Here is a 25,093-nt window from a genome sequence, read left to right on the forward strand (position 1 = left end):
GCCGACGGGCCTGCGGGGCGTGGCCTCGGTCGGGGCGCCGATGAGGGGAGGGGCGTCCGGCACACCGGTGGGCGGCTCGGGGGCGCCGCCAGGCCTGCTCGACGGGGTACGGCGGTGGCTCGCGGAGAGCGGCTCCGAGCCGACGCCCGCGCGGGTGGCGCAGGCACTGAGGGAGCAGGGGCGAGTCCTCGGCGACGCCGAAGTGCTGGGGGCCGCCGAACACCTGCGGTCCGAGCTGATCGGCAGCGGTCCGCTGGATCCGCTCCTCGCCGACCGGTCGGTGACCGATGTGCTCGTGTCGGCACCGGACCGGGTCTGGGTGGACCGCGGCGGCGGGCTGGAGCTCACCCGCGTCTCCTTCCCGGACGCGGTCGCCGTACGGCGGCTCGCCCAGCGGCTCGCCGCCGTGGCCGGCCGGCGCCTGGACGACGCCCGGCCGTGGGTGGACGCGCGGCTGCCCGACGGGACACGGCTCCACGCGGTGCTCCCCCCGGTGGCCGTCGGCTGCACCTGCCTGTCGCTGCGGGTCGTACGGCCCCGCGCCTTCACCCTGGACGAACTGACGGCGGCGGGAACGGTGCCACCGGGCGGCGACCGGATCCTGCGCGCACTGCTTGACGCGCGACTGTCCTTCCTGGTCAGCGGCGGTACCGGTACCGGGAAGACGACCCTGCTCAGCGCTCTGCTGGGGCTGGTCGGGCCGGACGAGCGGATCGTCCTCGCCGAGGACTCGGCCGAACTGCGGCCCGACCATCCACACGTCGTACGCCTGGAAAGCAGGCCCGCGAACCAGGAAGGTGCCGGACTCGTCACGCTCGAGGACCTGGTGCGCCAGGCACTGCGGATGCGGCCGGACCGGTTGGTCGTGGGGGAGGTGCGCGGCCCCGAGGTGGTCCACCTCCTGGCCGCCCTCAACACGGGACACGAAGGCTCGGGGACAGTCCACGCCAATGCCGCCGCGGACGTGCCCGCCCGGCTGGAGGCGCTCGGCACGGCGGCCGGGCTCGACCGGTTCGCGCTGCACAGCCAACTGGCGGCCGCCCTGTCGGTCGACCTGTCTAACGCACCTGTGAGCCAAGGTGTCTCGCACGGCGTATGCGCCCTGTCTGACCTGCGTAGATGCAGTATTCAGATGCGCTCCACACTGTCCGGCCGGGCCGTCCACTCCCGACCCCCACCCACCGGCCGCAGGAACGCCGTGGGCCGCTTAGGACGTTCCCCCGGTAGGTCGGCCGGGTCCTCCCAATCCTCGATGACGTCACGCAGGATGCCGACCCTTCCCGCGCCGTCCCTCACCCGCTGGCCCACGTCGTCCGGGGTGATCACTGGTGCCCCTTGGGGTGCCGGGCCATGAGCACGTTGCAGTCGGTCACGGTTGTCTGGTCATCGCCAGCGCGGGCGCGGTCGCGCACGTTCGCCAACTCGGCGCATCCGGCGCAGCCTTGAACGGGCGTTGGCTCCAACATCGGTTCCTGCAATGGGAGTTCAACCGGGGATGTGCTGTACCTAGTCGGCTCGCTCATGCGCTGATCGTGAGCCACCCCGCCGGACGTTTCCCCCATCGAACTAGGGACACTTGGACCCTCTCCTGACTAGGGTTAGAGACGGCCCAAAAGGACGGTGCAGGGGGGTTGACAGTGAACGCCGCGTTGAGGTCCGCCATGGATGACGCCAGGCTGACGCCACGTCAGTTGGCATACCGGGTGGGGGTATCCACTAAGCAAGTGGAACGATGGTTGGGCAATGCGGAACTCACCCCGCACGCGAGAAACCGAGCGGACGCCTGCCGAGCACTGGGAGTAGATGAGGAAATGCTTTGGCCAAAGCTTGTGCAGGAAAGGGTCAAGACAGGGAATGACCGGGAATTGGTGCACAGCTACCCCTACCGGTCCGCGTGCCCGTCGACGGTTTGGACTGAGCTAGTCGAGTCGGCGACCGATGAACTTTTCTTCGCTGGGTATACGAACTATTTTTTCTGGACTCAGGTTCCGCATTTCACCGAAACTCTGCGCCGGAAAGCGGAATCAGGATGCCGGGTCCGGTTCCTACTCGGGGACCCTGCCGGAGAAGTGACCAGACAGCGCGAGGAAATCGAGGATGTGGCGCTGTCCGTCTCCACGCGCATTCGGGTCACGTTGGAACATCTCGAACGCCTCGGCCCGCTGGGCAACGTGGAAGCGCGATTCTCGGTCCCGCTGGACGCAATCAATCACGTGAGCCTGTCTGTGTTCCGGTTCGACAGTGAAGCACTAGTCACGCCACATTTGGCGCGTCTCGTCGGCCACGACTCCCCGCTGTTGCATCTGCGCAAGCATGGGGACGGGGGAATGTTCGATCGGTTCACCGAACATGCCGAGGAACTATGGAGCCGCGCGCTACCCACGGGCGGGTGAGGACGAGGCAGACGAGGGCTAGGCGAACACGAGGGCGGATAGCACCTAGGGGGCCCGCAGCGAGGCGGGACGGCGACGAGGGCGGGAGTGGCTAATGTCCGTTTCGTCGTTAATAAACTCGATACTCACGCACGGTAACATATCGCCTCGCATCCTCAGCGGAGAGTGATCCATTATCACTGTCGGGTGGCTGAGTCAACTTTGCTCCGCGAAGCACGCGTACGCTAGATGCACAAGTGTGGCTCTTTGCCAAACATGCAGGTCAGAGCTTTAGTGACCCCTGCCGGCCGAACCGGACAATCCCTAAAGCAAAGTGATTGTAAATCTTCAATTCCGTCAGATCTGCGTTTGTCAATGAATCTGAGTGAACGTTAAAAACTGACTGATCACACAGGATTGATAAAGTCAAGAGATCTAGCAAGATCATTTGATCTCGACTGGCAATGCGACGAAACGGACATGTGCAGGGAGCCCCCACCTCCCGGACCCCCCAAACGCAGAAAGCCCCCGCAGCCTGTCAGCGTGAGCCAACAAGCCACAGGGGCAAGGATGTTGAGGGTTTCAGCGGGTACCGACCAACGAGCGTGGCCACCTACTCAAATGAGTAGGTGCCTCAGTAGTGGCACGGACAAGTGGCAGCGTTATACAAGTCAGCGGCAACCGGGAAACGGCCGTGCACGTCCATAAACCAAGCCTCAAACACGGGCCATAGCTCATGGCCCATGGGGTCCCCACCGGAGCGGACCACGATGCACACGAGGTCTGCAATGTACTCATCCGCCATAGCGTGCCGCTTCCTCGTTGTTGATTGCGTCAATGCGTTTGCGTGCCGCTGCCATGAGCTTGGAAAGCTCGTCCTCGTCCTCGTCCCCGGGGGCAGCGCCTAGGGCATCCTTGGCAGCGCCATACAGGGCCGAAAAATGGCGCAACAGCGGGTGACTTACCGGTGTGCCGGCTGAACCGGTGACCATTAGGCCATCGGTCTTGAGGGTGGTTACGAACGCTTCCCAAAGGCTCACGACGTCCTCAGCCAAAGGGTTTGAGTGCCCCTCTCCCGCCTTAGGCGAGATTGGGTGAACGAGGGCTAGGGGTGCACCCTCAGCGGCCCTCACGGCGCGATTGTGGGCTTTACGGCACCGGTCATCACAGAACCGCTTACGTCTATCGCTGCCCGGCGGGAACGGCTTGCCGCAGGGGGCGTGCTGGCACTTGCTTATTGGCATGGGTGGACTTCCTGTCGGGTGGCGTGACGAGGTGGACGAGGTGGCGGACAGCCCCGGGGGACCAGGGCGTCACGCGTGCGTTTTCCGAGCTAGGCGGGATCGCCAGGACATCGTTTCGGCCCAACTTCCGACCCAGATACCCCTACCGTCCGGATCGTTCGCGTGCCTCACGCGCTGACTTCTTGTTATGGCAATTGGTGCAGACGATAGAGAGGTTTGACCACTCATCTTTGCCACCGTCGACGAGGGGCACCACGTGGTCGACCCTCAGCAGTGCAGCGGGGAAGTCCTTACCGCATTCCCGACAGTGTGAGTAGCCCTTTGCGTTGAGCCGCTTACGCAGCACAAGGCTTGGCCCGGTGCGGCCCTGCCGTTTCTCGGCGCGTCTCTCGCGGTCATGCTCGGCACACCTGCTATATCCAGGCTCGGCAAACGCGCGGCAGTCAAGGCAGCGCATGCGTAGTGCCATGAGGACACCCCCCAATCCATACCAGGGGGCAGAGGGATTACACCCCCTCCCCCCGAAACACCCCCCTCCCCTCAAGGGAGGGGGTACCCCCACCTACTCAAATGAGTAGGTGCTTAGTCCTCGTCCTCGTTGCGCTGACTACCCAGCTTGCGCAGTAGGTGTAGCGCGTGAAACAGCGCGGTTCGCTCGTTCGTATCACGCGGGCAAATTGCGTGCCGCTCTATGACACTGAGGGCACGGGTAACGTGTTCGTCGGTCATGGTGTCCCCTAGCATTCGATGACAGATATTGGAGTCTTGGGCCGCTCAACCGGGACCCGGGATACAATCAGGTAATCGGTCCGCCCGGACTCTCGAACACACCCCACACACCACGCAGCGGCATTGTCTAGATCCCGCTGCCCACCCTCGTTGAGAGGCTGCACAAAAAGAACTGCCACACCGTTAACGGGACCGTGACCGCCGCAGTGATTGCAGCGGACTAGGTGGCCGTTGGCGGCAAAGGTCACGGCACGCTTAGCTAGCTCGTTAAGGGTTGGGTCCGCCGCAGGATCGAACGATTGAAAGCGAACGCGAGAGACGAGGGAACGAAAGCTAGTCATCAAACCAAATCCTTTGTCTCATGCGCTCGTGGCAAGGGCGGCAAACGGTCGCCCGTCCCGTATCGCCAATGGACCTGAGGCGGACGCGGTAACGGGTGGCACGCTCAGCGATGATGAGTACGAGGTCCGCAGGGTCGTGCAGAATGCTGGACGGTTCACCGGTCGTACCGCAACGGCCGTAGTAACACGGCCACTTACCGCCCCAACCCTTGCGCGCTGAGCGCTCGTCGAGAATTTCCCGCGCCTCGTCGTCGTTGTGCTCACGCTGGTATCGCTCATATTCACGACACTCAGCGCAAGAGCGCCCCGGCATGCATAGGTGACTAGGCACCCGGGGCGCATCCTGGCTATCGGTCATGACTAGGCAGCACTGCCGTTAACAACCTGCACAGTGCCCGGATTGGCAAGGGAAACCCCACCAACCCGAGCGGTGGCCAGTAGCGCCACCCGGTCCAGGGCGTGAAGCGAGGGTTCCTCGAAAACGTAGGAAACCTCAATGTCCTTACGCATTGCGACACCCACAGTGGTGAGGTCAGCAGCAATGAACGAGAAACCGTCTAGTGCGGCGGTGCCATCACCAAGCTTGCCAACGGCGATGATCTCGGGAAGACCACCGATACGGTCCGCATAAGCGGTCAGGAACGCAGCCTTGCCGAGCGGGGACATGATGAGCGCGTTAGCGTTTCCGCCCTCGTCCTCAACACGCGCAACGGCGTTGCGAACGTCCCCGATTTCGATGGTGCCGGCTGTATTTGCGGCGGTCGCAGTACCCGCACCGGTAAAGCCCTCAACGGTGGTCACGCCGTCCGTTCCACCAATAGCGAGGACGTGGTCAATTCGCTGACCAACAGCGGACGCTAGGGCAGTCTGGATAGCGGGGTCAGCAAAGCTGTAATCCTGTAGCTCGTCCCGGTCAATGGTGGTGTAGGCGGTCACCTTGACCACATCGAACGGGGCTACGGTCACCGGGACATTGCCGTCCGCAAGGGCACCCGCAGGGGCGGTTAGCTGAGCGGTAGCGCGCGGGGACACCGGGACCATTCCCTTGGAACCGGCGAATGGGAAGACATTCACCTTGCCAAGTAGCTTGCTGCCGTTGCTAGCAGCGGCAAGGGTGACATTGGCGAACTCGTCGCCCTCGTGCGAATCGGGGGCAATGTTCCGCAGCTCTCGACCGAACAGCGTGGCGTCCAGGAGATCGCGGCTGTTGGTTGCACCGGTGGAAGTCCGGAAAGTCAGCCCCGCCTCAGCCTGCGACTGGATGGAAGCGCCATTCTCGATAGCCTCCCGGGCAATCGAGTCATGGTGTCGGATCGTTTCGACGAGAACCGATTCCCGGGCACGCTCAGCGGTAGTGAGCGAGCGGCCGTTAGCGCGGGCGGTCAGCTTCCGTAGCTCGTCCGTAGCGGCCTCACGGGCGGCAAGGGCGGTAGAGAGGTTGGCAGCGGTAAAGGTGGTCACGTGATGTGTCCCTATCTCAGACATGGGAAAGGCCCTGGGGTCACCTACTCATTTGAGTAGGTGCTCACTCCCCGGGCCCGGCGGCTATGTGCTGTTGTGGTGGTGCTGATGTTATTAAGTTGTGGCCAACAGCCCTACCCTCACGGGGAGTTGGGGCCGCTGAGGTCTGGATAGTGAAACTTGAGGAACAGCCGAATTTGCGTGTCTCGCCTACGCGCGTCCAACTCCCTGCGCTCGTCCGTAACCCGGTCCCACGCAGCCGACTTGAGGCGGTCGAAATCAGCGGGGCTCATCCGGCCCTCACGCAGGCACACCGCGTCATATTGGCGGTGGCACCGGGGGCACAAAGGGTTGTAACGGATCACGTCCCGGGAATACGGGAACCCCGTACGCTCGTCCCGTTCCTCGTCCGCGTCGCTGTGATCGTAGGACCAATGGGAAGCGGTACACCCGCACCATAGGCAAGCGTGCAACGAGGCAGGACCCCAAGCCCGCTTAGCCGCGCTATGAGCATTGGCGTAAGGGTTGCTCACCGGTCCGCCTCCCCCTTGGGGGCAAGGTCAAGGCCCTCAACGAATTGGACGGTCTTTCTGCCCACCCGCTCACGGACCACCGCATACCCGGCACGCTCGAAAAGTGCAACGCACGTGCGGTTATCGGGACGTGCTGAGTAGCCGTTCCCTTCCGCCCAACGGCGCATGAGGCCCATTAGCAGCGAACGGGGGACCCGGTGGTCTGTCTTATCGACCGTGCGGGCACGCAGAAACTCAAAGACTAGATTCAGCTCGTCCTTAGTCCAGTTCACTTGTCCGCCTGCCGCTGAGCAATACGGCCACCGGGCAGGCACCGCATGAGGTTGTGGAGGTGACCAATTGCCGGGTGAACGGAAACGGTCCCGTCCTCGTCCTCAAGGACTGCCCCGTCCTCGCGGACAGCAGCAACGAGGGCACGGATTACGTATTCTATTTCGTCAGCAACGGGGCGCTTAAGCGATACGGGCTTAGGCACGGGGTGCGTCATGGCATGGTCCTTTACAGGAACGAAAAATGCCCGGTACAGGAAAGACCTACTAGGCGGCAACCTAGGTCTCTCCCGTACCGGGCAAGCTTGGTGGTGCACACGGTTGCCGGTGTGTGCGATGCGGGGTGCACGCTAGCCCCGGAAAAAGGAACCTGTAAGGCTCAACTCTCCCCGGGGCATGCGCTGCACCCACGCAGAGAACGGGTTACGCCCTCCCACTATCCAGTTAGCGAGTGGACGGACTAAAACGGCCGTTTGAGCTAATAAATTAGGTAACAGAGTCATAACGTTACGCTCAGCCGGCCACGCATTCCGGCGGGGACGAGTAGCCGTTCCCGGGAGGCGGGAGGATAGGGCCAAGAAAGCCCCTGTGCGCCCCGATGGCGGGCTTTCCCGGGCTAGGTGAACAAAGGGTGTGCCCGGATACCTGAGAGGGGCAGAGAGGGGCGCTCACGGGCTTTAGGTCGAGTGGCACGGGCACGGGCAGCGGGAGCGCTGCGGACGAGGCAGCGGGAACGGGAGCGCCAAAAGTGACGAGTGACGGTGGTGACGGCACTTCCGGCATCCCGACCATAGAGAGTATTAGCTCTATAGAAGGGATGCTTATTTCTAGAGAAAATCGCCACTCCGTCACTCTCTATGCTGTTTTCGCAGGTCAGAGAGGGTGACGAGTTCCTGAAAAGTGGTGACGACCCTCTTACTGAGTGACGACATTCGTCACTTTGATCTTGATGTGGTCTAGACCACTTCGGGTAAATCTCAGAATATGAGACACTTATTAGGTAAGCCTTACCTAAATTCAGTGACAGCCGGCCTCCCGCGCTGCCCGCTCGTCACTGCCGTTTCGTCACCGGTCCGGCCACCTCGTCACCGCTGCCCCCTCGTCCGCCTGAGTGCCTATCGGCCCTCGTCCGGCCGTCCGCTTCCGCAGCCCCCTCGTCGGGCCCTCAGGGCGCTCTCAGGTGGCCCGTAGCCGTATCCGCGTCTCAGCCCTCAGCGCCCTCGTGTGGCCCGTACGGACCCCGGGGCAGCCTCGCCCCCCTCAAGCCCCTCAGGGGCTTTCTGCGGGCACGGCAAAGGCCCGGCGGGGAAAGGTCCCACCGGGCCTGCCTCAGGGCCGTCTACGGGTCGTCTATGAGGTCCACACAACCTGTAGCCGCGCAGGGTCAAAGATGCGGCTACCGGGCTTACCGGGGCTCACCTCCAGCACCGCGAATGCCTCGGTCAGTGCATCCCGCCGGTCGTCGATATGTGCGTCCTCCCACCACTGGGCAACCGTCAGTCCGGTGTCGACGATCTCGATTCGCTGCTGCGGCGGTGTTCCGTCGATTTCCTCGCGCTTGGCTTGCAATGCCGTAAGCCGCTCGAACAGTGCGGGGGTGGCGCGCGTAGCAACCTGTGCCATTACGTCGGCAATCTCGGCGTCTACCGCTGCGAGTTCATCCACACCCTCAGTGATGACATGCTCGCGCATCATGCGCATGTGGCCAACTGCCTTCAGATACCGCGCAGTTATGTGTTCTTCGATGACTTTCGCTCCCACACTGACAGCCGCCTCACAGATCTTCCCAACACCCCTGGACATACAGCGGTAAGCGGCTGTCCGGCCGTTGCGTCGAACGACTGTCAGGGTCGCCCCGCAACTGAAACACGTCAGCAGACCGGACAGCAGCCGTGAGGGTTGACGGCCCATAGGTGTCTGACGCTTTCCGGCGGGGTTGCATGCGGCTTTCAGCGCTGCGCTTTCCGCCTCTGTGACGATGGCTGGGAACGGGGTGAGAATGGCGCCCTCGGCGTCCCGTACGGGCTTCCCGCTGCGCGATACCCGCCCGAGAATGGCGTCACCCGTGAGAACGTGCAGCAGACCCCGGCGGGACCATTCCGCTGCGCGCCTCGGCTTATGGCCCTGGTCATTGAGCCAGCGGGACACGCGACCCAACGTGTGCCCACTCAATACGCGGTCGACGCATTCGCGGATAGCTTCCGCTTCGCGCGGCTCGATTGCCAGCGTCTGCCCCTTACCGTCCTCGGCCGGTACTGCCCTGTATCCGTACGGCGTGAATCCGCCCCGGTACCGGCCTGCCTGCGCTAGACGCCTGTGCGCTGCCTTACTGCGTTCCCGCATGCGTTCCCGTTCGGCGCGGGCAATTTCGGCTTGCAGGACGAACCGCATTCGGAACGTCTCGCCGTGATCGCTGTCGAGTCCCTTAATATCGAGTAGGCGAATCGGACGGCTGATAAGACGCCCCGTTTGCGGGTCCTTTCCTTCGACTACGTCAAGGAGTTGAGCGGCAACGTTCAAACCCTCGCGGGTCAGACGGTCCACGTGCCATGTCAGGAGTACGTCAGCCCGCCCGCTACGTGCGTCGGCTATCCAGTCGGCGAAGGCAGGTCGGTCCCGGTAGCCGCCGGACAGACCGTCATCGACGTGCAGCGCTACCTCTGCCAGTCCCTCGCGCTGGCACAGTTCGCGCAGGTCATCAGTCATGCCGTCGAGTGACAGGTTCGTGTCTGAGGCTTGGCGGCTGAGCCGCACATACAGGCTTGCTCGGTTTTTCTTCACAGGTGATTTATAGCGCACGTTGGTCCTGTCCGTGGTGCTGCACCTCGTACGCGACCGGGGCGGGCGGAGGCGGATCGCGGAGGTGCACGTGCTGGAACGGGGTCCGTCGGGGCTGGTGCGGACGGTGCCCGCGCTGCGGTGGGGCCCGGACGCCTTCGCCCACGAGCCGGGATGGGAGCGGCTGCGGGAGTTGCTCCGGAACGGGAGTGGGGGCGGCGGACGGTGAGCGGGGCGAGGCGGCGGACGGTGAGCGAGCGGGAACGGCCGAGGGTGAGAGGGGAACGAGGGTGAGCGGGACTGCCGGGATGTCGGTCGGGGCGGCCGCGGTGTGCCTCGGGGCTGCCGCGTGGCTGCTGGGCGGCAGCCGGGCCGGAGCCAGGCGGGCGCGCCTGCTGCTGGCCGGCGGAGGGACCGGCGGGAGCGGGCCCCCGGGGTGGCCCCGGGTGGCCCGCGAGTGGGGGCGGGTCCGTGGACGGCTGCGGGCCGAATGGTGGGCGCCGACCGCCGGAGTGGTGCTGGCGCTGCTGGGTTCGTCGGTGGTGCCGGTCGTCGCGGGGGCGGCCGGGGTGCCGTTGCTGCGGCGGGTGCGGCTGGCCGCTCGGGAGCGCCGGGTCCGGGAGAACCGGACCGACGCGGTGATCGCGCTGTGCGGGGCGCTCGCCGGTGAGGTGCGTGCCGGGCGGCAGCCGGGTGAGGCGCTGTCGTCGGCCGAGCGTGATTCCGGCGGGCTCGGCGAAGCGCAGGCGGCGGTACTGGCGGCGGCGCGGTTCGGCGGGGACGTCCCGGACGGGCTCGCGGCGGCGGCACGGCAGCCGGGCGCCGAGGGGCTTCGAGGGCTCGCCGCGTGCTGGCGGGTCGCCGTCGACCAGGGTGCGGGGCTCGCGGCCGGACTCGACCGGCTGGAAGCGGCGCTGCGTGCCGAACGGGACCAGCGCGGCGACCTGCGCGCCCAGCTGGCCGGTGCCCGTGTCACCGCGGTGATGCTCGCCGGGCTCCCGGCCCTGGGGCTCGGACTCGGCGCGGCCCTCGGGGCCGATCCGCTGCACATCCTGCTGCACACCGCGTCGGGGTTCGGCTGCCTCGTGGCCGGCGGGGTCCTGGAGGGTCTGGGGCTGTGGTGGGTGCTGCGGATCATGCGGGGAGCCGAGGAGGCATCGCGATGAGCGGCGAGTTCGTCCACAGGCTGGGGGTTTTCGTGGGGACGGCGCTGGTGATCGGCTGGCCGGTCTGGTGGCTGCGCCGGACGCGGTGTGAGCACAGGGTGCGACGAAGGCTGGCCGGGATGACGGCCGTGGAGTCGCCGGCCGCCCGGCCGCGCCTCGCCGTGCCGGGAGCCGCACGGCGTTGGTTGCCCCCGGTGGGCGTGGCGTGCGCGGGATGGGCGCTGGTGGGCGGTCTCACCGGAGTGTTGGTGGGGTTGGCCTGCGCCGTCGGACTGTGGCGGTGGCGACTGCGGCAGACGGCTGCCGGAGCGCACGTGCGGGAGCGCGAGGCGGCCGGTGCGGCACGGCAACTACCCCTCGCCGCCGATCTGCTGGCTGCCTGCATCGCGGCGGGCGCCGGTCCGGTACCGGCCGCGCAGGCTGTCGGTGAGGCCCTGGGCGGACCGGTCGGGGACGCGCTGGCGCGGGGCGCGGCAGAGGTACGGCTCGGTGGTGAACCGGGTGTGGCCTGGCGGCGGCTGGCCTCCGTGCCGGGAGCCGCCGCTCTGGCCCGGCTGCTGGAACGGGCCGACGTGTCCGGGCTTCCCATGGCCGCGCCCGTCACCCGGTTCGCCGCGGAGTCCCGTGCGCAGTGGGCACGTGCGGCGACGGCACGGGCGCGGCGGGCGGCCGTCATGGTCACCGCACCCGTGGGGCTGTGCTTTCTGCCCGCCTTCATCGCGGTCGGCGTGCTGCCCGTGGTGATCGGGCTCGCCGGCGGGGTGCTGGGAGGGGGTGAGTCGCCGGGGCGGTGAGTGGACGGACAGCCGAGTGGTTTCAACAGGGCTTTTCTGTAGGGGATCTGTAGGGGAGTTGGGATGTATCAGGTGGTACGGGCACGGCTGCGTGCCCTGGTGTGCGGGATGCGGGCGGCACGGAGGGACACCGGAATGGTCACTTCCGAGTACGCGATGGGCATCGTGGCGGCGGTGGCGTTCGCCGTGGTGCTCTACAAGGTGGTGACGAGCGGCCCGGTCGACGCGGCGCTGACGAGGATCGTGGAGCAGGCGCTCGATGGCCGGATGTGAGCGTCGGACGGGCGATGGTCCCCGTGCGCGTCGTGCGGACCGGGGGTTTGTGACGGCGGAGACGGCGATGGTGCTGCCTGTGCTGGTGATGTTCGCGATGACGCTGGTGTGGGGGCTGCTGGTGGTGGCGGTGCGGATCCAGTGCGTGGACGCGGCCCGCACGGGCGCCCGTGCGGCGGCCCGGCAGGATCCCCCCGGCGCGGTCGTCGAGGTGGCCCGCCGGGCGGCGCCGTCCGGGGCGGAGGTCACCGTGCGCCGGGAGGCGGCGAGGGTCCGTGTGGTCGTCGTGGCCAGGCCCCCGGTGCTGCGCGGGCTGCCCTTCGACGTACGGGAGGAGGCGGTGGCCGCCGTGGAGGAGCCGGTGGGGGCGGGCACATGAAGAGCGGAGGATTCCGTGACCGGCGCCGGTGGTCGAACGGCCGGCTCCCTGGCGGCGGCCGCGGACGTGACCGCGGGTCCGCGACCGTCTGGAGCGTCGGGGTGATCGCCGTGCTGTGTGTCGTCTTCGGCGTCGTCCTCGCCCTCGGCCAGGCCGTCGTGGTCCGGCATCGGGCGGCCGGGGGCGCGGACCTCGCCGCGCTGGCGGCGGCGGACCGGTGGATGGACGGCGAGGCGGCGGCCTGCGCACGGGCCGACCGGGTGGCGCGGGCGCAGAACACCCGCCTCGTGCGGTGCGCGGTCGACGGCGAGGTCTCGGACGTGTCGGTGGCCTCGGGACGAGAGCCGTTCGCGGCGGAGGTCAGGGCACGGGCGGGGCCTGCCGGTCCGCCTCCTCCGCCGGCGATTCCCCCGCCGGTGCCGGGGCCCCCTCCAGCAGCACCGTGAGCAGCCGTACCGCACCCCGCTTGTGCAGAGGGTCGTTGCCGTTGCCGCACTTGGGGGACTGGATGCAGGAGGGGCACCCGGCCTCGCACTCGCAGGACGCGATGGCCCGCCGGGTGGCGGTGAGCCAGTCGCCGGCGGTGTGGAAGGCGCGCTCCGCGAAACCCGCCCCGCCCGGATGCCCGTCGTAGACGAAGACGGTGGGCAGCAGGGTGTCGGGGTGCAGGGGGACGGAGACACCGCCGATGTCCCAGCGGTCGCAGGTCGCGAAGAGGGGCAGCATGCCGATCGACGCGTGCTCGGCGGCGTGCAGGGCACCGCCGAGGATCTCCGGGTTGATCCTGGCCCGGTCCAGTTGGTCCTCGGTGACCGTCCACCACACCGCGCGGGTGCGCAGCGTACGAGGCGGCAGGTCGAGTTTCGTCTCGCCCAGTACCTCGCCGGTGACGACCCGGCGGCGCAGGAAGGAGACCACTTGGTTGGTGACCTCGACGGAGCCGAAGCACAGGCGGCCGTCACCCCACGGGATCTCGGTGTCCGTCTCCAGCACGGAGATGGACGTCGTGTCGCGGGCGACCGTCGTGTAGGACGGAGCGGCCTGCTCGACCAGGGCGACGGAGTCGTCCAGGTCGAGGGAGCGGACGAGGTACGTGCGGCCCTGGTGGAGGTGGACCGCGCCCTCGTGGACGGCCGTGTGCGCGGCGCTCGCGTCCACCGTGCCGAGCAGTCGTCCGGTGCCGGACTCGACGACCTGGACCGGTCGGCCGCCCTCCCCACGGATGTCGGTCAGGTCGGCGGCCCGCTCCCGGCGGGTCCAGTGCCAGGCCTTCGTCCGGCGGCGGAGCAGCTTCGCGGCCTCCAGTTGCGGCAGGAGTTCCCCGGTGGCCGGTCCGAACAGTTCCAGGTCCTCGTCCGTCAGGGGCAGCTCCTCGGCCGCCGCGCACAGGTGCGGGGCGAGTACGTAGGGGTTGTCGGGATCGAGGACGGTGGATTCCACGGGCCGGTCGAACAGGGCTTCGGGATGGTGGACGAGGAAGGTGTCCAGGGGGTCGTCGCGGGCGACCAGGACGGCGAGGGCACCCTGCCCGGAGCGTCCCGCGCGGCCGGCCTGCTGCCACAGGGACGCCCGGGTGCCCGGATAGCCGGCGATCACGACGGCGTCCAGGCCGGAGATGTCCACGCCGAGTTCCAGGGCGTTCGTCGCGGCGAGTCCGAGGAGTTCGCCGGAGTGCAGGGCACGTTCGAGGGCACGGCGCTCCTCGGGGAGATAGCCGCCCCGGTAGGCAGCCACACGCCGGGCCAGTGAGCGGTCGCCCGCGGCGCCGGCCGCTGATGCCACTTCGGCGAGGCGCTCCTGCGCGATCACCGCGACGAGCTCGGCGCCGCGCCGGGAGCGCACGAAGGTGACCGAGCGGACGCCCTGCACGGTGAGGTCGGTCAGCAGGTCGGCGGCCTCGGCGGTGGCCGTACGGCGGACGGGGGCGCCCCTCTCGCCGTGCAGCTCGGTCAGCGGGGGCTCCCAGAGGGCGAACACCAGTTCACCGCGGGGTGAGGCGTCGTCGGCGACCTCGACCACCGGCAGTCCGGTGAGCCGACGGGCGGCGACCGCGGGCTCGGCGGCGGTCGCGGAGGCCAGCAGGAAGACGGGCGAGGAGCCGTAGCGCGCACAGAGGCGGCGCAGCCGGCGCAGCACTTGGGCGACGTGCGAGCCGAAGACGCCCCGGTAGGTGTGGCACTCGTCGATGACGACGTACTTCAGCGACTTCAGGAAGGAGGACCAGCGCGGATGGGACGGGAGCACGGCCCGGTGCAGCATGTCGGGGTTGGTCAGCACGTAGTTGGCGTACTGGCGGATCCACTCGCGTTCCTCGAACGGCGTGTCGCCGTCGTGGACCGCCGCGCGCACCGAATGGCCCAGAGGTTGTGAAAGTTCCTTCACGGCGCGGCACTGGTCGGCCGCGAGGGCCTTGGTGGGGGCGAGGTAGAGGGCGGTCGCGCCCCGGCCGTTCGGGGCCTCGGAGCCGTCCAGGAGTGCCGACAGGACGGGCGCGAGGTACGCCAGGGACTTTCCGGAGGCGGTACCGGTGGCGACCACGACCGACTCGCCGTCCAGGGCGTGCTCGGCGGCCCGTGCCTGGTGGGCCCAGGGGCGGTCGATGCCCGCCGCCCGCACGGCGGCGAGCACCTCCGGGCGAATCCGGTCCGGCCAGAGGGCATGACGACCCGCTCGCGGGGGCAAGTGCTCCGTATGTGTGATGCGCGAAGCCCGGCTCGGCCCGGTGGCGAGCCGGGACAGGAGCGCCCCCGGCGCAGGCTGGGAAGCGCTGTCCGTCAGGGGCCGATCGGGTCGGAGATTCTTGGCCATCGGCACCGAGTGTGTCACCGGCATGACGGACAATGGGACCAAGGCGTCGTGCACGCCTGCCGGTAAGTGATTGAATGCCATCGCGGCTGGCGAACCGTCCCGGGGGCTGAGCCGAGATGCCCCAAGGGCGACCGCTCGATAGCTAGGTGCTGGAGGATCCGTGGACCTGTCCCTGTCGACCGAGACCATGGGCGATCGCACGATCGTCAGGGTCGGTGGCGAAATCGACGTATATACCGCGCCCAAGCTGCGCGAGCAGCTGGTCGAGCTGGTGAATGACGGCAGTTTCCACCTTGTCGTCGACATGGAGGGTGTGGACTTCCTCGATTCAACCGGACTCGGCGTGCTGGTGGGCGGCCTGAAGCGGGTGCGTGCCCATGAGGGCTCGCTCCGCCTGGTCTGCAACCAGGAGCGCATTCTCAAGATCTTCCGTATCACCGGCCTCACCAAGGTGTTCCCGATCCACACCTCGGTCGAGGAAGCGGTGGCGGCCACCGACTGATCATCGGGTCCGGGCGTCCGCGTCCGGGCAGAGCAGTGAAGTACCAGGAGGACCGGGCTCTTCGACAGCCCGGCCTCTCCACCGCACGCCCGAAGTCTGCGAGGGGGATGCATGGCCACCGTTGAGCTCCGCTTCAGCGCGCTGCCCGAGCATGTCAGGACCGCCCGGCTGGTGGCGGCGGCGGTGGCGCGCAGGGCCGGAGTGGACGAGACGGTCCTCGACGAGGTCCGGCTCGCCGTCGGGGAGGCGTGCACCCGGGCCGTCGGACTCCACCAGAACGGTGGAATCCCGGCCCCCGTGAAGGTGCTGCTGACCGAGGAGGAGAAGCAGTTCTCCATCGAGGTCGGTGATGAGGCGCCCCATCCGGCTCCCGGCGGGCGGACGCCCGGCGACGGGCCGGGAGGCGCCGAGGCCGAGATCGAGGAGGACGAGATGGGCCTCGCGGTCATCAGCGGACTCGTCGACGACGTCGAGGTCAGTTCCGGGGAGCACGGCGGGACGATCCGCATGAGGTGGTCCACCACGCCGCCGGCCACCTTCCACGGCTGACCCGCCCGACCGCTTGCCGCGGCCGGTCACCCGGCTGCCCGACCCGAGTCACCCGAACAGCGACTTCTTTCCCGAAGGGCCTCACCCGTGGGGCCCTTCGGCATGTGCGGGTGTCACCGCCCGCGCTTACTGTGGTTTCTGTTCCGCCGTTCCCGTGCGGTTCACCGCGTGAATTCATTCACGATCCATCGGGTGATCGGTGAATGCTCCAGAGGCATTACAGGTGATCATGGCGTGAAGAGTATGTGCGGCGATTTACATTTAACGCGCTCTGTTTCGATCAGGTTCCGGGTACCTAGAATCCCGTCCACATCTTGAGCTCAGCCCAAGCGTCAAGGAGGACGAATGGCGGGGCTTTCCATCTCACATCATTCGGGCCAACCCATCTCTCTCGCAGCAGCCGTGCTGACCGACGAAAACCGTGTGCTCGTGGTGGTCATCGGGGTCGTGGCACTGGCGGCACTGGTGGTCGCGGGCGTCCTGGTGCGCCAGGTACTCGCGGCCGGCGAGGGCACCGACAGCATGAAGAAGATCGCCGCAGCGGTCCAAGAGGGCGCGAACGCCTACCTGGCCCGCCAGCTGCGCACACTCGGCGTTTTCGCCGTCGTCGTGTTCTTCCTGCTCATGCTGCTGCCCGCGGACGACTGGAATCAGCGTGCCGGACGATCGGTGTTCTTCTTGATCGGAGCGGCGTTCTCGGCGGCCACCGGATACATCGGTATGTGGCTCGCAGTGCGCACCAACGTGAGAGTCGCCGCGGCGGCCCGCGAGGCCACACCGGCTCAGGGCGAGCCGGAAAGGGATCTCACCGCCGTCTCGCACAAAGCGATGAAGATCGCTTTTCGCACGGGCGGCGTGGTCGGCATGTTCACCGTCGGGCTCGGCCTGCTGGGCGCCACCTGCGTGGTGCTCGTGTACGCGGCCGACGCGCCGAAGGTGCTCGAGGGATTCGGGCTCGGGGCCGCGCTGATCGCGATGTTCATGCGTGTCGGCGGCGGCATCTTCACCAAGGCCGCCGACGTCGGTGCCGACCTGGTCGGCAAGGTCGAGAAGGGCATTCCGGAGGACGATCCGCGCAATGCCGCGACCATCGCCGACAACGTGGGCGACAACGTCGGCGACTGTGCGGGCATGGCGGCCGATCTGTTCGAGTCGTACGCCGTGACGCTGGTGGCCGCGCTGATCCTGGGCTCGGCCGCCTTCGGCGACGCCGGGCTGGCCTTCCCGCTGCTGGTGCCCGCGATCGGCGTCCTCACCGCGATGGTCGGCATCTTCGCGGTGGCTCCGAGACGCGCCGACCGCAGCGGCATGAGCGCGATCAACCGCGGGTTCTTCATCTCCGCGATGATCTCCCTCGTCCTGGTCGCGATCGCCGTGTTCACCTATCTGCCGTCGTCGTACGCCGACCTCGACGGCGTCACCGACGAGGCGATCCAGGGCATGGACGGCGACCCGCGGATCCTCGCACTCGTCGCGGTGGCCATCGGCATCGTGCTCGCCGCCCTGATCCAGCAGCTCACCGGTTACTTCACCGAGACCACCCGGCGTCCCGTCAAGGACATCGGCAAGACCTCGCTCACCGGCCCGGCCACCGTCGTCCTCGCCGGTATCTCCCTCGGCCTCGAATCGGCCGTCTACACCGCCCTGTTGATCGGCCTGGGCGTGTACGGGGCCTTCCTGCTCGGCGGCACGTCGATCATGCTGGCGCTGTTCGCGGTGGCGCTGGCCGGCACCGGCCTGCTCACCACGGTCGGTGTGATCGTCGCGATGGACACCTTCGGACCGGTCTCCGACAACGCGCAGGGCATCGCCGAGATGTCCGGCGACGTCGAGGGCGCGGGCGCCCAGGTGCTCACCGACCTGGACGCCGTCGGCAACACCACCAAGGCCATCACCAAGGGCATCGCCATCGCCACGGCCGTGCTCGCGGCGGCGGCGCTGTTCGGCTCGTACCGTGATGCCATCACCACCGGCGCGAGAGACGTGGGCGAACGGCTCAGCGGCGAGGGCGCGCCGATGAGCCTGATGATGGACATCTCGCAGCCCAACAACCTCGTCGGGCTCATCGCGGGCGCGGCGGTCGTCTTCCTCTTCTCGGGGTTGGCGATCAACGCGGTCTCGCGGTCGGCGGGTTCGGTGGTCTTCGAGGTGCGGCGACAGTTCCGCGAGAAGCCCGGGATCATGGATTACAGCGAGAAACCGGAGTACGGCAAGGTCGTCGACATCTGCACCAGGGACGCCCTGCGCGAACTCGCCACACCCGGTCTGCTGGCCGTGATGGCACCCATCTTCATCGGGTTCACGCTCGGTGTCGGGGCGCTCGGCGCCTTCCTCGCGGGCGCGATCGGCGCGGGCACGCTGATGGCGGTGTTCCTCGCCAACTCCGGTGGCGCGTGGGACAACGCGAAGAAGCTCGTCGAGGACGGCCACCACGGCGGCAAGGGCAGCGAGGCCCACGAGGCCACCGTCATCGGTGACACCGTCGGCGACCCCTTCAAGGACACCGCGGGGCCGGCCATCAACCCCCTGCTGAAGGTGATGAACCTGGTGGCGCTGCTCATCGCGCCCGCGGTCATCCAGTTCTCCTACGGCGCGGACAAGAGCGTCGCCGTACGGATACTGATCGCGGTCCTGGCGCTGGCCGTGATCGTCGGTTCGGTGTACGTGTCCAAACGGCGCGGTATCGCCATGGGTGACGAAGGCAACTCCGAACCTGATCACAAGTCGGTCGACCCGGCGGTGGTTTCGTAGGTCCAGTCACCGAAGGCCTGCTCAAGGCGCGGGCGGGCGGCGCGAGTTGACGCGTCGCCCGCCCGCGCCGTGTGGTGCGCGCCCCCTCGCCGTGAGCCTTCTCTCGCTTGGTGCAAATGGCTTCAAAAATTGTCTTGGCGGACGTTCGGCGGGGGGATGTCGCCCATCTGGCGTGTATGTTCCGGGGCCGGGAGCCAAGGAAGGGGCCAATCCGGTGAACAAGAAGCTCGCGGCCGCACTGTCCGGCGGTGCGGTACTGGTACTGGCGCTGACGGGATGCGGCGGCGACGACAGCAACGAGAAGCTGGATTCCTGGGCGAACCAGGTCTGTGACGCGGTGCAGCCGCAGGCGAAGAAGATCGCGGCCGCCAACGCCGCGATCCAGAAGGAGACCTCGGACAACAGCACGCCGGAGGATGTCCAGAAGACCGACTCGAAGGCCTTCCAGGACATGTCCGACGCCTACAAGGCGATCGGCGCGGCCGTGAACAAGGCGGGGGCCCCGGACGTCGAGAACGGCGAGAAGAAGCAGACGGACGCGGTCAAGGAGCTCAACGGCATCTCCGCGTCGTACGCCTCCCTGAAGAAGCAGGTCGACGAGCTCGACACGGACGACCAGGCGAAGTTCGCCGACGGCCTCAAGGACATCGCCACCGAGCTGGACAAGCTCAGCAAGAGCGGCAACAACGCCCTCAAGACACTGGAGGAGGGCGAGGTCGGCAAGGCGATGGCCCGCCAGCCCAGCTGCAAGACGGCCACCGCTCCGGGGCAGGCCGCGCAGAACTGACGGCGCGGCAGCCGAGGCCGTCACGGCGGGCACGGTGGTCACGGCGGCCGTGGGGGGGGCACGGCACGCGTGGGGCGAGGGCGGCGGCCACAATGGAGGGTGTGAGTAACACCGGTCTGCCGCCCCTGCCCCTGTCCCCCTCGGCCCCTTCGCCCGGCCGCTCCGACACCGCCGCCCGTCTCCGCGACGCGCTGCTCGGAGCCTCCTTCACCGCCGACGGCCTGCTCGAACTGCTCGGCGCTCCCGCGTACGCGGCGCTGGCCCGCAGCGAGACCGTGCCCGCGTTCCGGGCGACTCGCGGGGACACGCCGCTGGAGACGCTCGTACGGCTGTTCCTGTTGCAGCAGCCCGTGCCCCGCGCGCGCGTGGCGGACGTCCTGCCGGTCGACGCCTGCCTGGAGGACGGGTGGCTGGCGCGCGTCGGCGCGGACGAGCTCGCCGCGACCGTGGACGTACGGCCGTACGGCGGGCCCGCGGGTGAGGACTGGTTCATCGTGTCCGACCTGGGGTGCGCGGTCGGCGGCGCCGGCGGCATCGGCAGCCGGGAGGAGGGAGTCGTCCTCGGCGTCGGCGGGGCGTCCATGACCCTGGCCGGGATCACCGTCCGCACGCCCGCCGCCTCCGCGCTCGACCTCGGCACCGGCTCCGGCATCCAGGTGCTGCACGCCACCCGGCACGCCACGCGCGTGACGGCGACGGACGTCAACCCGCGCGCGCTGCACATCACCGCGCTCACCCTGGCCCTCTCCGGGGCCCCGGCCGCCGATCTGCGCGAGGGGTCGCTGTTCGCACCGGTCCGGGAGGACGAGACGTACGACCTGATCGTGTCCAACCCGCCCTTCGTGATCTCGCCGGGCGCGCGGCTCACCTACCGCGACGGCGGGATGGGCGGGGACGATCTGTGCCGCACGCTCGTTCAGGAGGCGGGGGAACGACTGCGTGAAGGCGGGTACGCGCAGTTCCTCGCCAACTGGCAGCACGTCGAGGGGGAGGACTGGCAGGACAGGCTCAGGTCATGGGTGCCTCACGGGTGCGATGCCTGGATCGTGCAGCGCGAGGTGCAGGACGTCACTCAGTACGCCGAGCTGTGGCTGCGGGACGCCGGCGACCACCGCGGCGACGCGGCCGACTACCAGGCACGCTACGACGCCTGGCTGGACGAGTTCGAGGCGCGCGACGTGAAGGCCGTCGGCTTCGGCTGGATCACCCTGCGCAAGTCGGGCGCCGCCCTGCCGTCGGTCACGGTGGAGGAGTGGCCGCATCCGGTCGAGCAGCCGCTCGGGGACACGGTGCGGGCCCACTTCGAGCGGCTCGACTACCTCCGTGCGCACGACGACGCGGCCCTGCTCGAGGCGAGCTTCCGGTTGGCCGACGAGGTCGTGCAGGAGCAGGTCGGGCTGCCCGGCGCGGAGGACCCGGAGCATGTGGTGCTGCGCCAGAACCGCGGAATGCGCCGGGCCACCAGGGTGGACACGGTCGGCGCGGGCTTCGCGGGCGTGTGCGACGGCACGATGAGCGCGGGCCGCATCCTCGACGCCATCGCCCAGCTCCTCGGCGAGGACCCGGTGCTGCTGCGCGACCGCACGCCCGCCCAGATCCGGCTGCTGGTGGAACAGGGGTTCCTGGAACCGGTGGGGTGACGGGGCGCGGCCGCGAGGACGGCGGGTGCCGTGGCACGGTAGCGAGGCGGCGGGTGCCGTGGCACGGTAGCGAGGCGGCGGGTGCCGGTGGTGCGGCGCGCGGTGCGGGGAACGTACCCGGCAGGTGCTCGGAAGAGTGTTCGGTTCGCCAACTTTCGAGTCGTTCCGGACACCCTCACCGGGAGTCGGCCCGCACCCGGCCGCCGTCCCACCCGCCCCCGTCGTCCCTGCGTTCACCTTCGGTTCGCCTGCGCGCCGCTCGCGCGTGCCAGCCTCATCCCCGGGCCGGCGTCAGCGGCCGGGGGAAGGGGTTCAGGGAACCATGGAGAGCGGACCGGCGATCTTCGCGGGGCTGGTGTTCTGCCTGTTCGGGGGCGGGTTGCTGGCCTGGACCGTGACGCGCGTCCGCCTGCGTCGACCCGTGACCCAGGGTGTGAACCCCGTCGCATCGGCCGGCGTCGCGAGCCTCGTCTCGTTGATCTCCCTCGTCCTCGGCGTGTGGTGTCTCACCCGCCTCTGAGGGCCGCGGGCGACCTGGGGATTCGAGTAATCGAGAGGTCGCGCTCCGCAGAGGAGCGGGCCGGGTCCGGACAGTCCGGGCGGCAGGAACGGTGCAAGTCGGGTTACCGTTCGAGTGGCCGTTGCGGGCTTTTCCCGTTTGACACGGGGGCGGGAGGTACCGTCACACTCCGCAGCGTCACGAGCCGTGAATGCAGACCCGACCCCGGGACGAGAGCCCGGGGAGGCCCCAGTGTCGACCGGAGAGAAGAGCGAAGTTGTCCCCGACCAGCGAGACCGCGAAGGGCGGCCGCCGACTCGTCATCGTCGAGTCGCCTGCCAAGGCGAAGACGATCAAGGGCTATCTCGGCCCTGGCTACATCGTCGAGGCGAGCGTCGGGCATATTCGCGACCTTCCCAGTGGCGCCGCGGAGGTGCCCGAGAAGTACACCGGTGAGGTCCGCCGTCTCGGTGTGGACGTCGAACACGACTTCCAGCCGATCTATGTGGTCAACGCCGATAAAAGGGCCCAGGTCAAGAAGCTCAAGGACCTGTTGAAGGAGTCCGACGAACTCTTCCTCGCCACCGATGAGGACCGCGAGGGCGAGGCCATCGCCTGGCACCTCCAGGAAGTGCTCAAGCCGAAGATCCCGGTCAAGCGGATGGTCTTCCACGAGATCACCAAGGACGCGATCCGCGAGGCCGTGGCCAACCCGCGCCAGCTCAACCAGAAGCTGGTCGACGCCCAGGAGACCCGCCGCATCCTCGACCGTCTCTACGGCTACGAGGTCTCGCCGGTCCTGTGGAAGAAGGTCATGCCCCGGCTGTCCGCCGGCCGTGTCCAGTCCGTCGCCACCCGGCTCGTGGTCGAGCGGGAACGCGAGCGCATCGCGTTCCGTTCCGCCGAGTACTGGGACCTGACGGGCACCTTCTCCACCGGTCGTGCGGGGGATGCCTCCGACCCGTCGTCGCTGGTCGCCCGCCTCCAGAGCGTCGACGGCAGGCGCGTCGCGCAGGGCCGCGACTTCGACTCCCTGGGACAGCTCAAGAGCGCGAACACCCTCCACCTCGACGAGGCGAACGCCCGCGCCCTGGCCGCCGCCCTGGAGAACACGCGGTTCTCCGTGCGCTCCGTCGAGTCCAAGCCGTACCGCCGCTCGCCGTACGCCCCGTTCCGTACGACGACGCTGCAGCAGGAGGCGAGCCGCAAGCTGGGCTACGGCGCGAAGGCCACCATGCAGATCGCGCAGAAGCTGTACGAGAACGGCTACATCACCTACATGCGTACGGACTCGACGACGCTGAGCGACACGGCGGTCGCCGCCGCCCGCGCCCAGGTCACGCAGCTGTACGGCGCCGACTACCTGCCGCCGCAACCGCGCACCTACGCGGGGAAGGTGAAGAACGCCCAAGAGGCGCACGAGGCGATCCGCCCCTCGGGCGACCGTTTCCGCACGCCTGCCGAGACCGGCCTGACCGGCGACCAGTTCCGGCTCTACGAACTGATCTGGAAGCGGACCGTCGCCTCCCAGATGAAGGACGCCACCGGCAACTCCGTCACCGTGAAGATCGGTGGCACCGCGTCCGACGGCCGGGACGTCGAGTTCACCGCGTCCGGCAAGACCATCACCTTCCACGGCTTCCTGAAGGCGTACGTCGAGGGCGCGGACGACCCGAACGCCGAGCTCGACGACCGCGAGCGCCGGCTGCCGCAGGTCGCCGAGGGCGACGCCCTCACCGCCGAGGAGATCTCGGTCGACGGCCACGCCACCAAGCCGCCGGCCCGCTACACCGAGGCGTCACTGGTCAAGGAGCTGGAGGAGCGGGAGATCGGCCGCCCGTCGACGTACGCGTCGATCATCGGCACGATCCTCGACCGCGGCTATGTGTTCAAGAAGGGCACGGCCCTCGTGCCGTCCTTCCTCTCCTTCGCCGTGGTCAACCTGCTGGAGAAGCACTTCGGCCGGCTCGTCGACTACGGCTTCACCGCCAAGATGGAGGACGACCTCGACCGCATCGCGCGCGGTGAGGCGCAGTCCGTGCCGTGGCTGAAGCGGTTCTACTTCGGTGAGGGCACCGGCACCGGCAACGGCGACGCGGCCGAGGCGGGCAACGGCGACGGGGACCACCTCGGCGGCCTCAAGGAGCTGGTGACCGACCTGGGCGCGATCGACGCGCGCGAGGTGTCGTCGTTCCCGGTGGGCAACGGCATCGTGCTGCGGGTCGGGCGCTACGGCCCGTACATCGAACGCGGTGAGAAGGACGCGGACGGCCACCAGCGGGCCGACGTCCCCGAGGACCTGGCGCCCGACGAGCTGAGTGTGGAGTTCGCCGAGGAACTGCTCGCCAAGCCGAGCGGCGACTTCGAGCTGGGCACCGACCCGGCGACCGGCCGCCCGATCGTCGCCAAGGACGGCCGCTACGGGCCGTACGTCACGGAGATCCTCCCCGAGGGCACGCCGAAGACCGGCAAGAACGCGGTCAAGCCGCGCACGGCCTCCCTTTTCAAGTCGATGTCCCTGGACACGGTGACGCTCGACGACGCGCTGAAGCTGATGTCGCTGCCGCGCGTGGTCGGCGCCGACGCCGAGGGCGTGGAGATCACCGCCCAGAACGGCCGCTACGGGCCGTATCTGAAGAAGGGCACCGACTCGCGGTCGCTGCAGTCCGAGGAGCAGCTCTTCACGATCACGCTGGAGGAGGCGCTGGCGATCTACGCCCAGCCCAAGCAGCGTGGCCGGGCCGCGGCCAAGCCGCCGCTGAAGGAGCTGGGTGAGGACCCGGTCAGCGGGAAGCCGGTCGTGGTGAAGGACGGCCGCTTCGGTCCGTACGTCACCGACGGCGAGACCAACGCGACCCTGCGCTCCGGTGACAGCGTCGAGACGATCACCCAGGAGCGCGGGTTCGAGCTGCTGGCCGAGAAGCGCGCCAAGGGGCCCGCCAAGAAGACGGCGAAGAAGGCCGCCAAGAAGGCCCCGGCCAAGAAGACGGCCGCCAAGAAGGCTCCGGCGAAGAAGACGGCGGCCGCCAAGAAGACCGCGGCGAAGACCACGACCGCGCAGAAGGCGACGGCGACCAGGACCGCCGCGGCCAAGACCGCCGCGAAGAAGGCGCCTGCCTCGAACGGCGCCGAGGACTGAGAGGACTGAGGCGCCTTCAGGACCCTGTGCGTCACGGCGGTCCGTCGGCCGCTCCCAGGTGTGGATCTTCGCCAAGGGT

At 68.3% G+C, this 25,093-nt stretch carries 20 protein-coding genes and 1 pseudogene; 15 read left to right on the forward strand and 6 right to left on the reverse strand.

Annotated elements, in window-relative coordinates; genetic code table 11:
* Positions 1-40 precede the first annotated feature (40 nt).
* Entirely contained in the window at positions 41-1,354 is a 1,314-nt protein-coding gene (locus tag AB0I73_RS06800) for a TadA family conjugal transfer-associated ATPase (RefSeq protein ID WP_363034558.1), read from the forward strand.
* Here the strand turns inward: AB0I73_RS06800 and AB0I73_RS06805 are convergent.
* Positions 1,323-1,523, reverse strand: coding sequence for a hypothetical protein (locus AB0I73_RS06805; RefSeq protein ID WP_363034475.1), 201 nt, complete (start codon positions 1,521-1,523; stop codon positions 1,323-1,325). The two genes, AB0I73_RS06800 and AB0I73_RS06805, sit on opposite strands and share 32 nt — an antisense overlap.
* A gap of 288 nt (positions 1,524-1,811) precedes the next feature.
* On the opposite strand from AB0I73_RS06805, the gene AB0I73_RS06810 reads away from it, so the two are divergent.
* A complete protein-coding gene (locus AB0I73_RS06810) occupies positions 1,812-2,393 on the forward strand; it encodes a DUF5919 domain-containing protein (protein ID WP_363034560.1) in 582 nt (193 codons plus the stop codon).
* Positions 2,394-3,166: 773 nt separating this feature from the next.
* Here the strand turns inward: AB0I73_RS06810 and AB0I73_RS06815 are convergent.
* The 4 genes from AB0I73_RS06815 to AB0I73_RS06830 all read right to left on the reverse strand — a co-directional run bounded on the left by AB0I73_RS06815 (position 3,167) and on the right by AB0I73_RS06830 (position 9,730).
* The gene (locus tag AB0I73_RS06815; RefSeq protein WP_363034477.1) at positions 3,167-3,427 is read right to left on the reverse strand and encodes a hypothetical protein; all 261 of its coding nucleotides are present in this window, start codon (positions 3,425-3,427) and stop codon (positions 3,167-3,169) included.
* Positions 3,428-3,758: 331 nt separating this feature from the next.
* Entirely contained in the window at positions 3,759-4,085 is a 327-nt protein-coding gene (locus tag AB0I73_RS06820; protein WP_363034479.1) for an HNH endonuclease, read from the reverse strand.
* 961 nt (positions 4,086-5,046) lie between these two features.
* Positions 5,047-6,147 (reverse strand): phage major capsid protein, encoded by a 1,101-nt coding sequence (locus AB0I73_RS06825; RefSeq protein WP_363034481.1) that lies wholly within the window; start codon positions 6,145-6,147, stop codon positions 5,047-5,049.
* 2,152 nt (positions 6,148-8,299) lie between these two features.
* Positions 8,300-9,730 carry a recombinase family protein gene (locus AB0I73_RS06830; protein ID WP_363034483.1) on the reverse strand — a complete coding sequence of 477 codons (1,431 nt, stop codon included), beginning with the start codon at positions 9,728-9,730 and terminating at the stop codon, positions 8,300-8,302.
* Between the two features lie 25 nt (positions 9,731-9,755).
* On the opposite strand from AB0I73_RS06830, the pseudogene AB0I73_RS06835 reads away from it, so the two are divergent.
* The 6 genes and pseudogenes from AB0I73_RS06835 to AB0I73_RS06860 form a co-directional block, all read left to right on the forward strand.
* Positions 9,756-9,956: pseudogene (locus tag AB0I73_RS06835) on the forward strand (secretion protein); the annotation flags it as partial.
* A 79-nt stretch (positions 9,957-10,035) separates the two neighbouring features.
* Positions 10,036-10,893 (forward strand): type II secretion system F family protein, encoded by an 858-nt coding sequence (locus AB0I73_RS06840; protein WP_363034562.1) that lies wholly within the window; start codon positions 10,036-10,038, stop codon positions 10,891-10,893.
* The gene (locus AB0I73_RS06845; protein ID WP_363034485.1) at positions 10,890-11,687 is read left to right on the forward strand and encodes a type II secretion system F family protein; all 798 of its coding nucleotides are present in this window, start codon (positions 10,890-10,892) and stop codon (positions 11,685-11,687) included. The genes AB0I73_RS06840 and AB0I73_RS06845 overlap by 4 nt, the downstream gene beginning before the upstream one ends.
* Before the next feature lie 63 nt (positions 11,688-11,750).
* Positions 11,751-11,960, forward strand: coding sequence for a DUF4244 domain-containing protein (locus AB0I73_RS06850; protein WP_363034487.1), 210 nt, complete (start codon positions 11,751-11,753; stop codon positions 11,958-11,960).
* Entirely contained in the window at positions 11,947-12,339 is a 393-nt protein-coding gene (locus AB0I73_RS06855) for a TadE family type IV pilus minor pilin (protein WP_363034488.1), read from the forward strand. The genes AB0I73_RS06850 and AB0I73_RS06855 overlap by 14 nt, the downstream gene beginning before the upstream one ends.
* Positions 12,336-12,785 carry an Rv3654c family TadE-like protein gene (locus tag AB0I73_RS06860; protein ID WP_363034489.1) on the forward strand — a complete coding sequence of 150 codons (450 nt, stop codon included), beginning with the start codon at positions 12,336-12,338 and terminating at the stop codon, positions 12,783-12,785. Before AB0I73_RS06855 ends, AB0I73_RS06860 begins: the two co-directional genes overlap by 4 nt.
* On the opposite strand, the gene AB0I73_RS06865 is transcribed toward AB0I73_RS06860, so the two are convergent.
* Positions 12,700-15,228, reverse strand: coding sequence for a DEAD/DEAH box helicase (locus AB0I73_RS06865; protein WP_363034491.1), 2,529 nt, complete (start codon positions 15,226-15,228; stop codon positions 12,700-12,702). The genes AB0I73_RS06860 and AB0I73_RS06865 overlap by 86 nt on opposite strands.
* Positions 15,229-15,307: 79 nt before the next feature.
* Between AB0I73_RS06865 and bldG the strand changes: the two genes are divergently transcribed.
* The 7 genes from bldG (at position 15,308) to topA (ending at position 25,014) form a co-directional block, all read left to right on the forward strand.
* Positions 15,308-15,649 carry an anti-sigma factor antagonist BldG gene (gene bldG, locus AB0I73_RS06870; RefSeq protein WP_003991900.1) on the forward strand — a complete coding sequence of 114 codons (342 nt, stop codon included), beginning with the start codon at positions 15,308-15,310 and terminating at the stop codon, positions 15,647-15,649.
* A 111-nt stretch (positions 15,650-15,760) separates the two neighbouring features.
* Positions 15,761-16,198: an ATP-binding protein gene (locus AB0I73_RS06875; RefSeq protein ID WP_109377242.1), complete on the forward strand. Its 438-nt coding sequence runs from the start codon at positions 15,761-15,763 to the stop codon at positions 16,196-16,198.
* A gap of 345 nt (positions 16,199-16,543) precedes the next feature.
* The gene (locus tag AB0I73_RS06880; RefSeq protein WP_363034494.1) at positions 16,544-18,949 is read left to right on the forward strand and encodes a sodium-translocating pyrophosphatase; all 2,406 of its coding nucleotides are present in this window, start codon (positions 16,544-16,546) and stop codon (positions 18,947-18,949) included.
* Between the two features lie 214 nt (positions 18,950-19,163).
* Positions 19,164-19,736 (forward strand): small secreted protein, encoded by a 573-nt coding sequence (locus AB0I73_RS06885; RefSeq protein ID WP_363034496.1) that lies wholly within the window; start codon positions 19,164-19,166, stop codon positions 19,734-19,736.
* A 92-nt stretch (positions 19,737-19,828) separates the two neighbouring features.
* A complete protein-coding gene (locus AB0I73_RS06890; RefSeq protein ID WP_363034498.1) occupies positions 19,829-21,376 on the forward strand; it encodes a methyltransferase in 1,548 nt (515 codons plus the stop codon).
* A 322-nt stretch (positions 21,377-21,698) separates the two neighbouring features.
* The gene (locus AB0I73_RS06895; RefSeq protein ID WP_363034500.1) at positions 21,699-21,896 is read left to right on the forward strand and encodes a hypothetical protein; all 198 of its coding nucleotides are present in this window, start codon (positions 21,699-21,701) and stop codon (positions 21,894-21,896) included.
* A 256-nt stretch (positions 21,897-22,152) separates the two neighbouring features.
* Positions 22,153-25,014 (forward strand): type I DNA topoisomerase, encoded by a 2,862-nt coding sequence (gene topA, locus AB0I73_RS06900; RefSeq protein WP_363034502.1) that lies wholly within the window; start codon positions 22,153-22,155, stop codon positions 25,012-25,014.
* Positions 25,015-25,093 lie beyond the last annotated feature (79 nt).

This window comes from Streptomyces sp. NPDC050388 (assembly GCF_040655635.1).
Lineage (GTDB): Bacteria > Actinomycetota > Actinomycetes > Streptomycetales > Streptomycetaceae > Streptomyces.

Coding starts and splice junctions, on each gene's coding strand:
- AB0I73_RS06895 (WP_363034500.1), top strand. CDS start 21,699: ATGGAGAGCGGACCGGCGATCTTCGCGGGGCTGGTGTTCTGCCTGTTC.
- AB0I73_RS06840 (WP_363034562.1), top strand. CDS start 10,036: ATGTCGGTCGGGGCGGCCGCGGTGTGCCTCGGGGCTGCCGCGTGGCTG.
- AB0I73_RS06855 (WP_363034488.1), top strand. CDS start 11,947: ATGGCCGGATGTGAGCGTCGGACGGGCGATGGTCCCCGTGCGCGTCGT.
- AB0I73_RS06845 (WP_363034485.1), top strand. CDS start 10,890: ATGAGCGGCGAGTTCGTCCACAGGCTGGGGGTTTTCGTGGGGACGGCG.
- AB0I73_RS06880 (WP_363034494.1), top strand. CDS start 16,544: ATGGCGGGGCTTTCCATCTCACATCATTCGGGCCAACCCATCTCTCTC.
- AB0I73_RS06875 (WP_109377242.1), top strand. CDS start 15,761: ATGGCCACCGTTGAGCTCCGCTTCAGCGCGCTGCCCGAGCATGTCAGG.
- AB0I73_RS06820 (WP_363034479.1), bottom strand. CDS start 4,085: ATGGCACTACGCATGCGCTGCCTTGACTGCCGCGCGTTTGCCGAGCCT.
- AB0I73_RS06805 (WP_363034475.1), bottom strand. CDS start 1,523: ATGAGCGAGCCGACTAGGTACAGCACATCCCCGGTTGAACTCCCATTG.
- AB0I73_RS06865 (WP_363034491.1), bottom strand. CDS start 15,228: ATGGCATTCAATCACTTACCGGCAGGCGTGCACGACGCCTTGGTCCCA.
- AB0I73_RS06860 (WP_363034489.1), top strand. CDS start 12,336: ATGAAGAGCGGAGGATTCCGTGACCGGCGCCGGTGGTCGAACGGCCGG.
- AB0I73_RS06810 (WP_363034560.1), top strand. CDS start 1,812: ATGCTTTGGCCAAAGCTTGTGCAGGAAAGGGTCAAGACAGGGAATGAC.
- AB0I73_RS06800 (WP_363034558.1), top strand. CDS start 41: ATGAGGGGAGGGGCGTCCGGCACACCGGTGGGCGGCTCGGGGGCGCCG.
- AB0I73_RS06890 (WP_363034498.1), top strand. CDS start 19,829: ATGGAGGGTGTGAGTAACACCGGTCTGCCGCCCCTGCCCCTGTCCCCC.
- AB0I73_RS06850 (WP_363034487.1), top strand. CDS start 11,751: ATGTATCAGGTGGTACGGGCACGGCTGCGTGCCCTGGTGTGCGGGATG.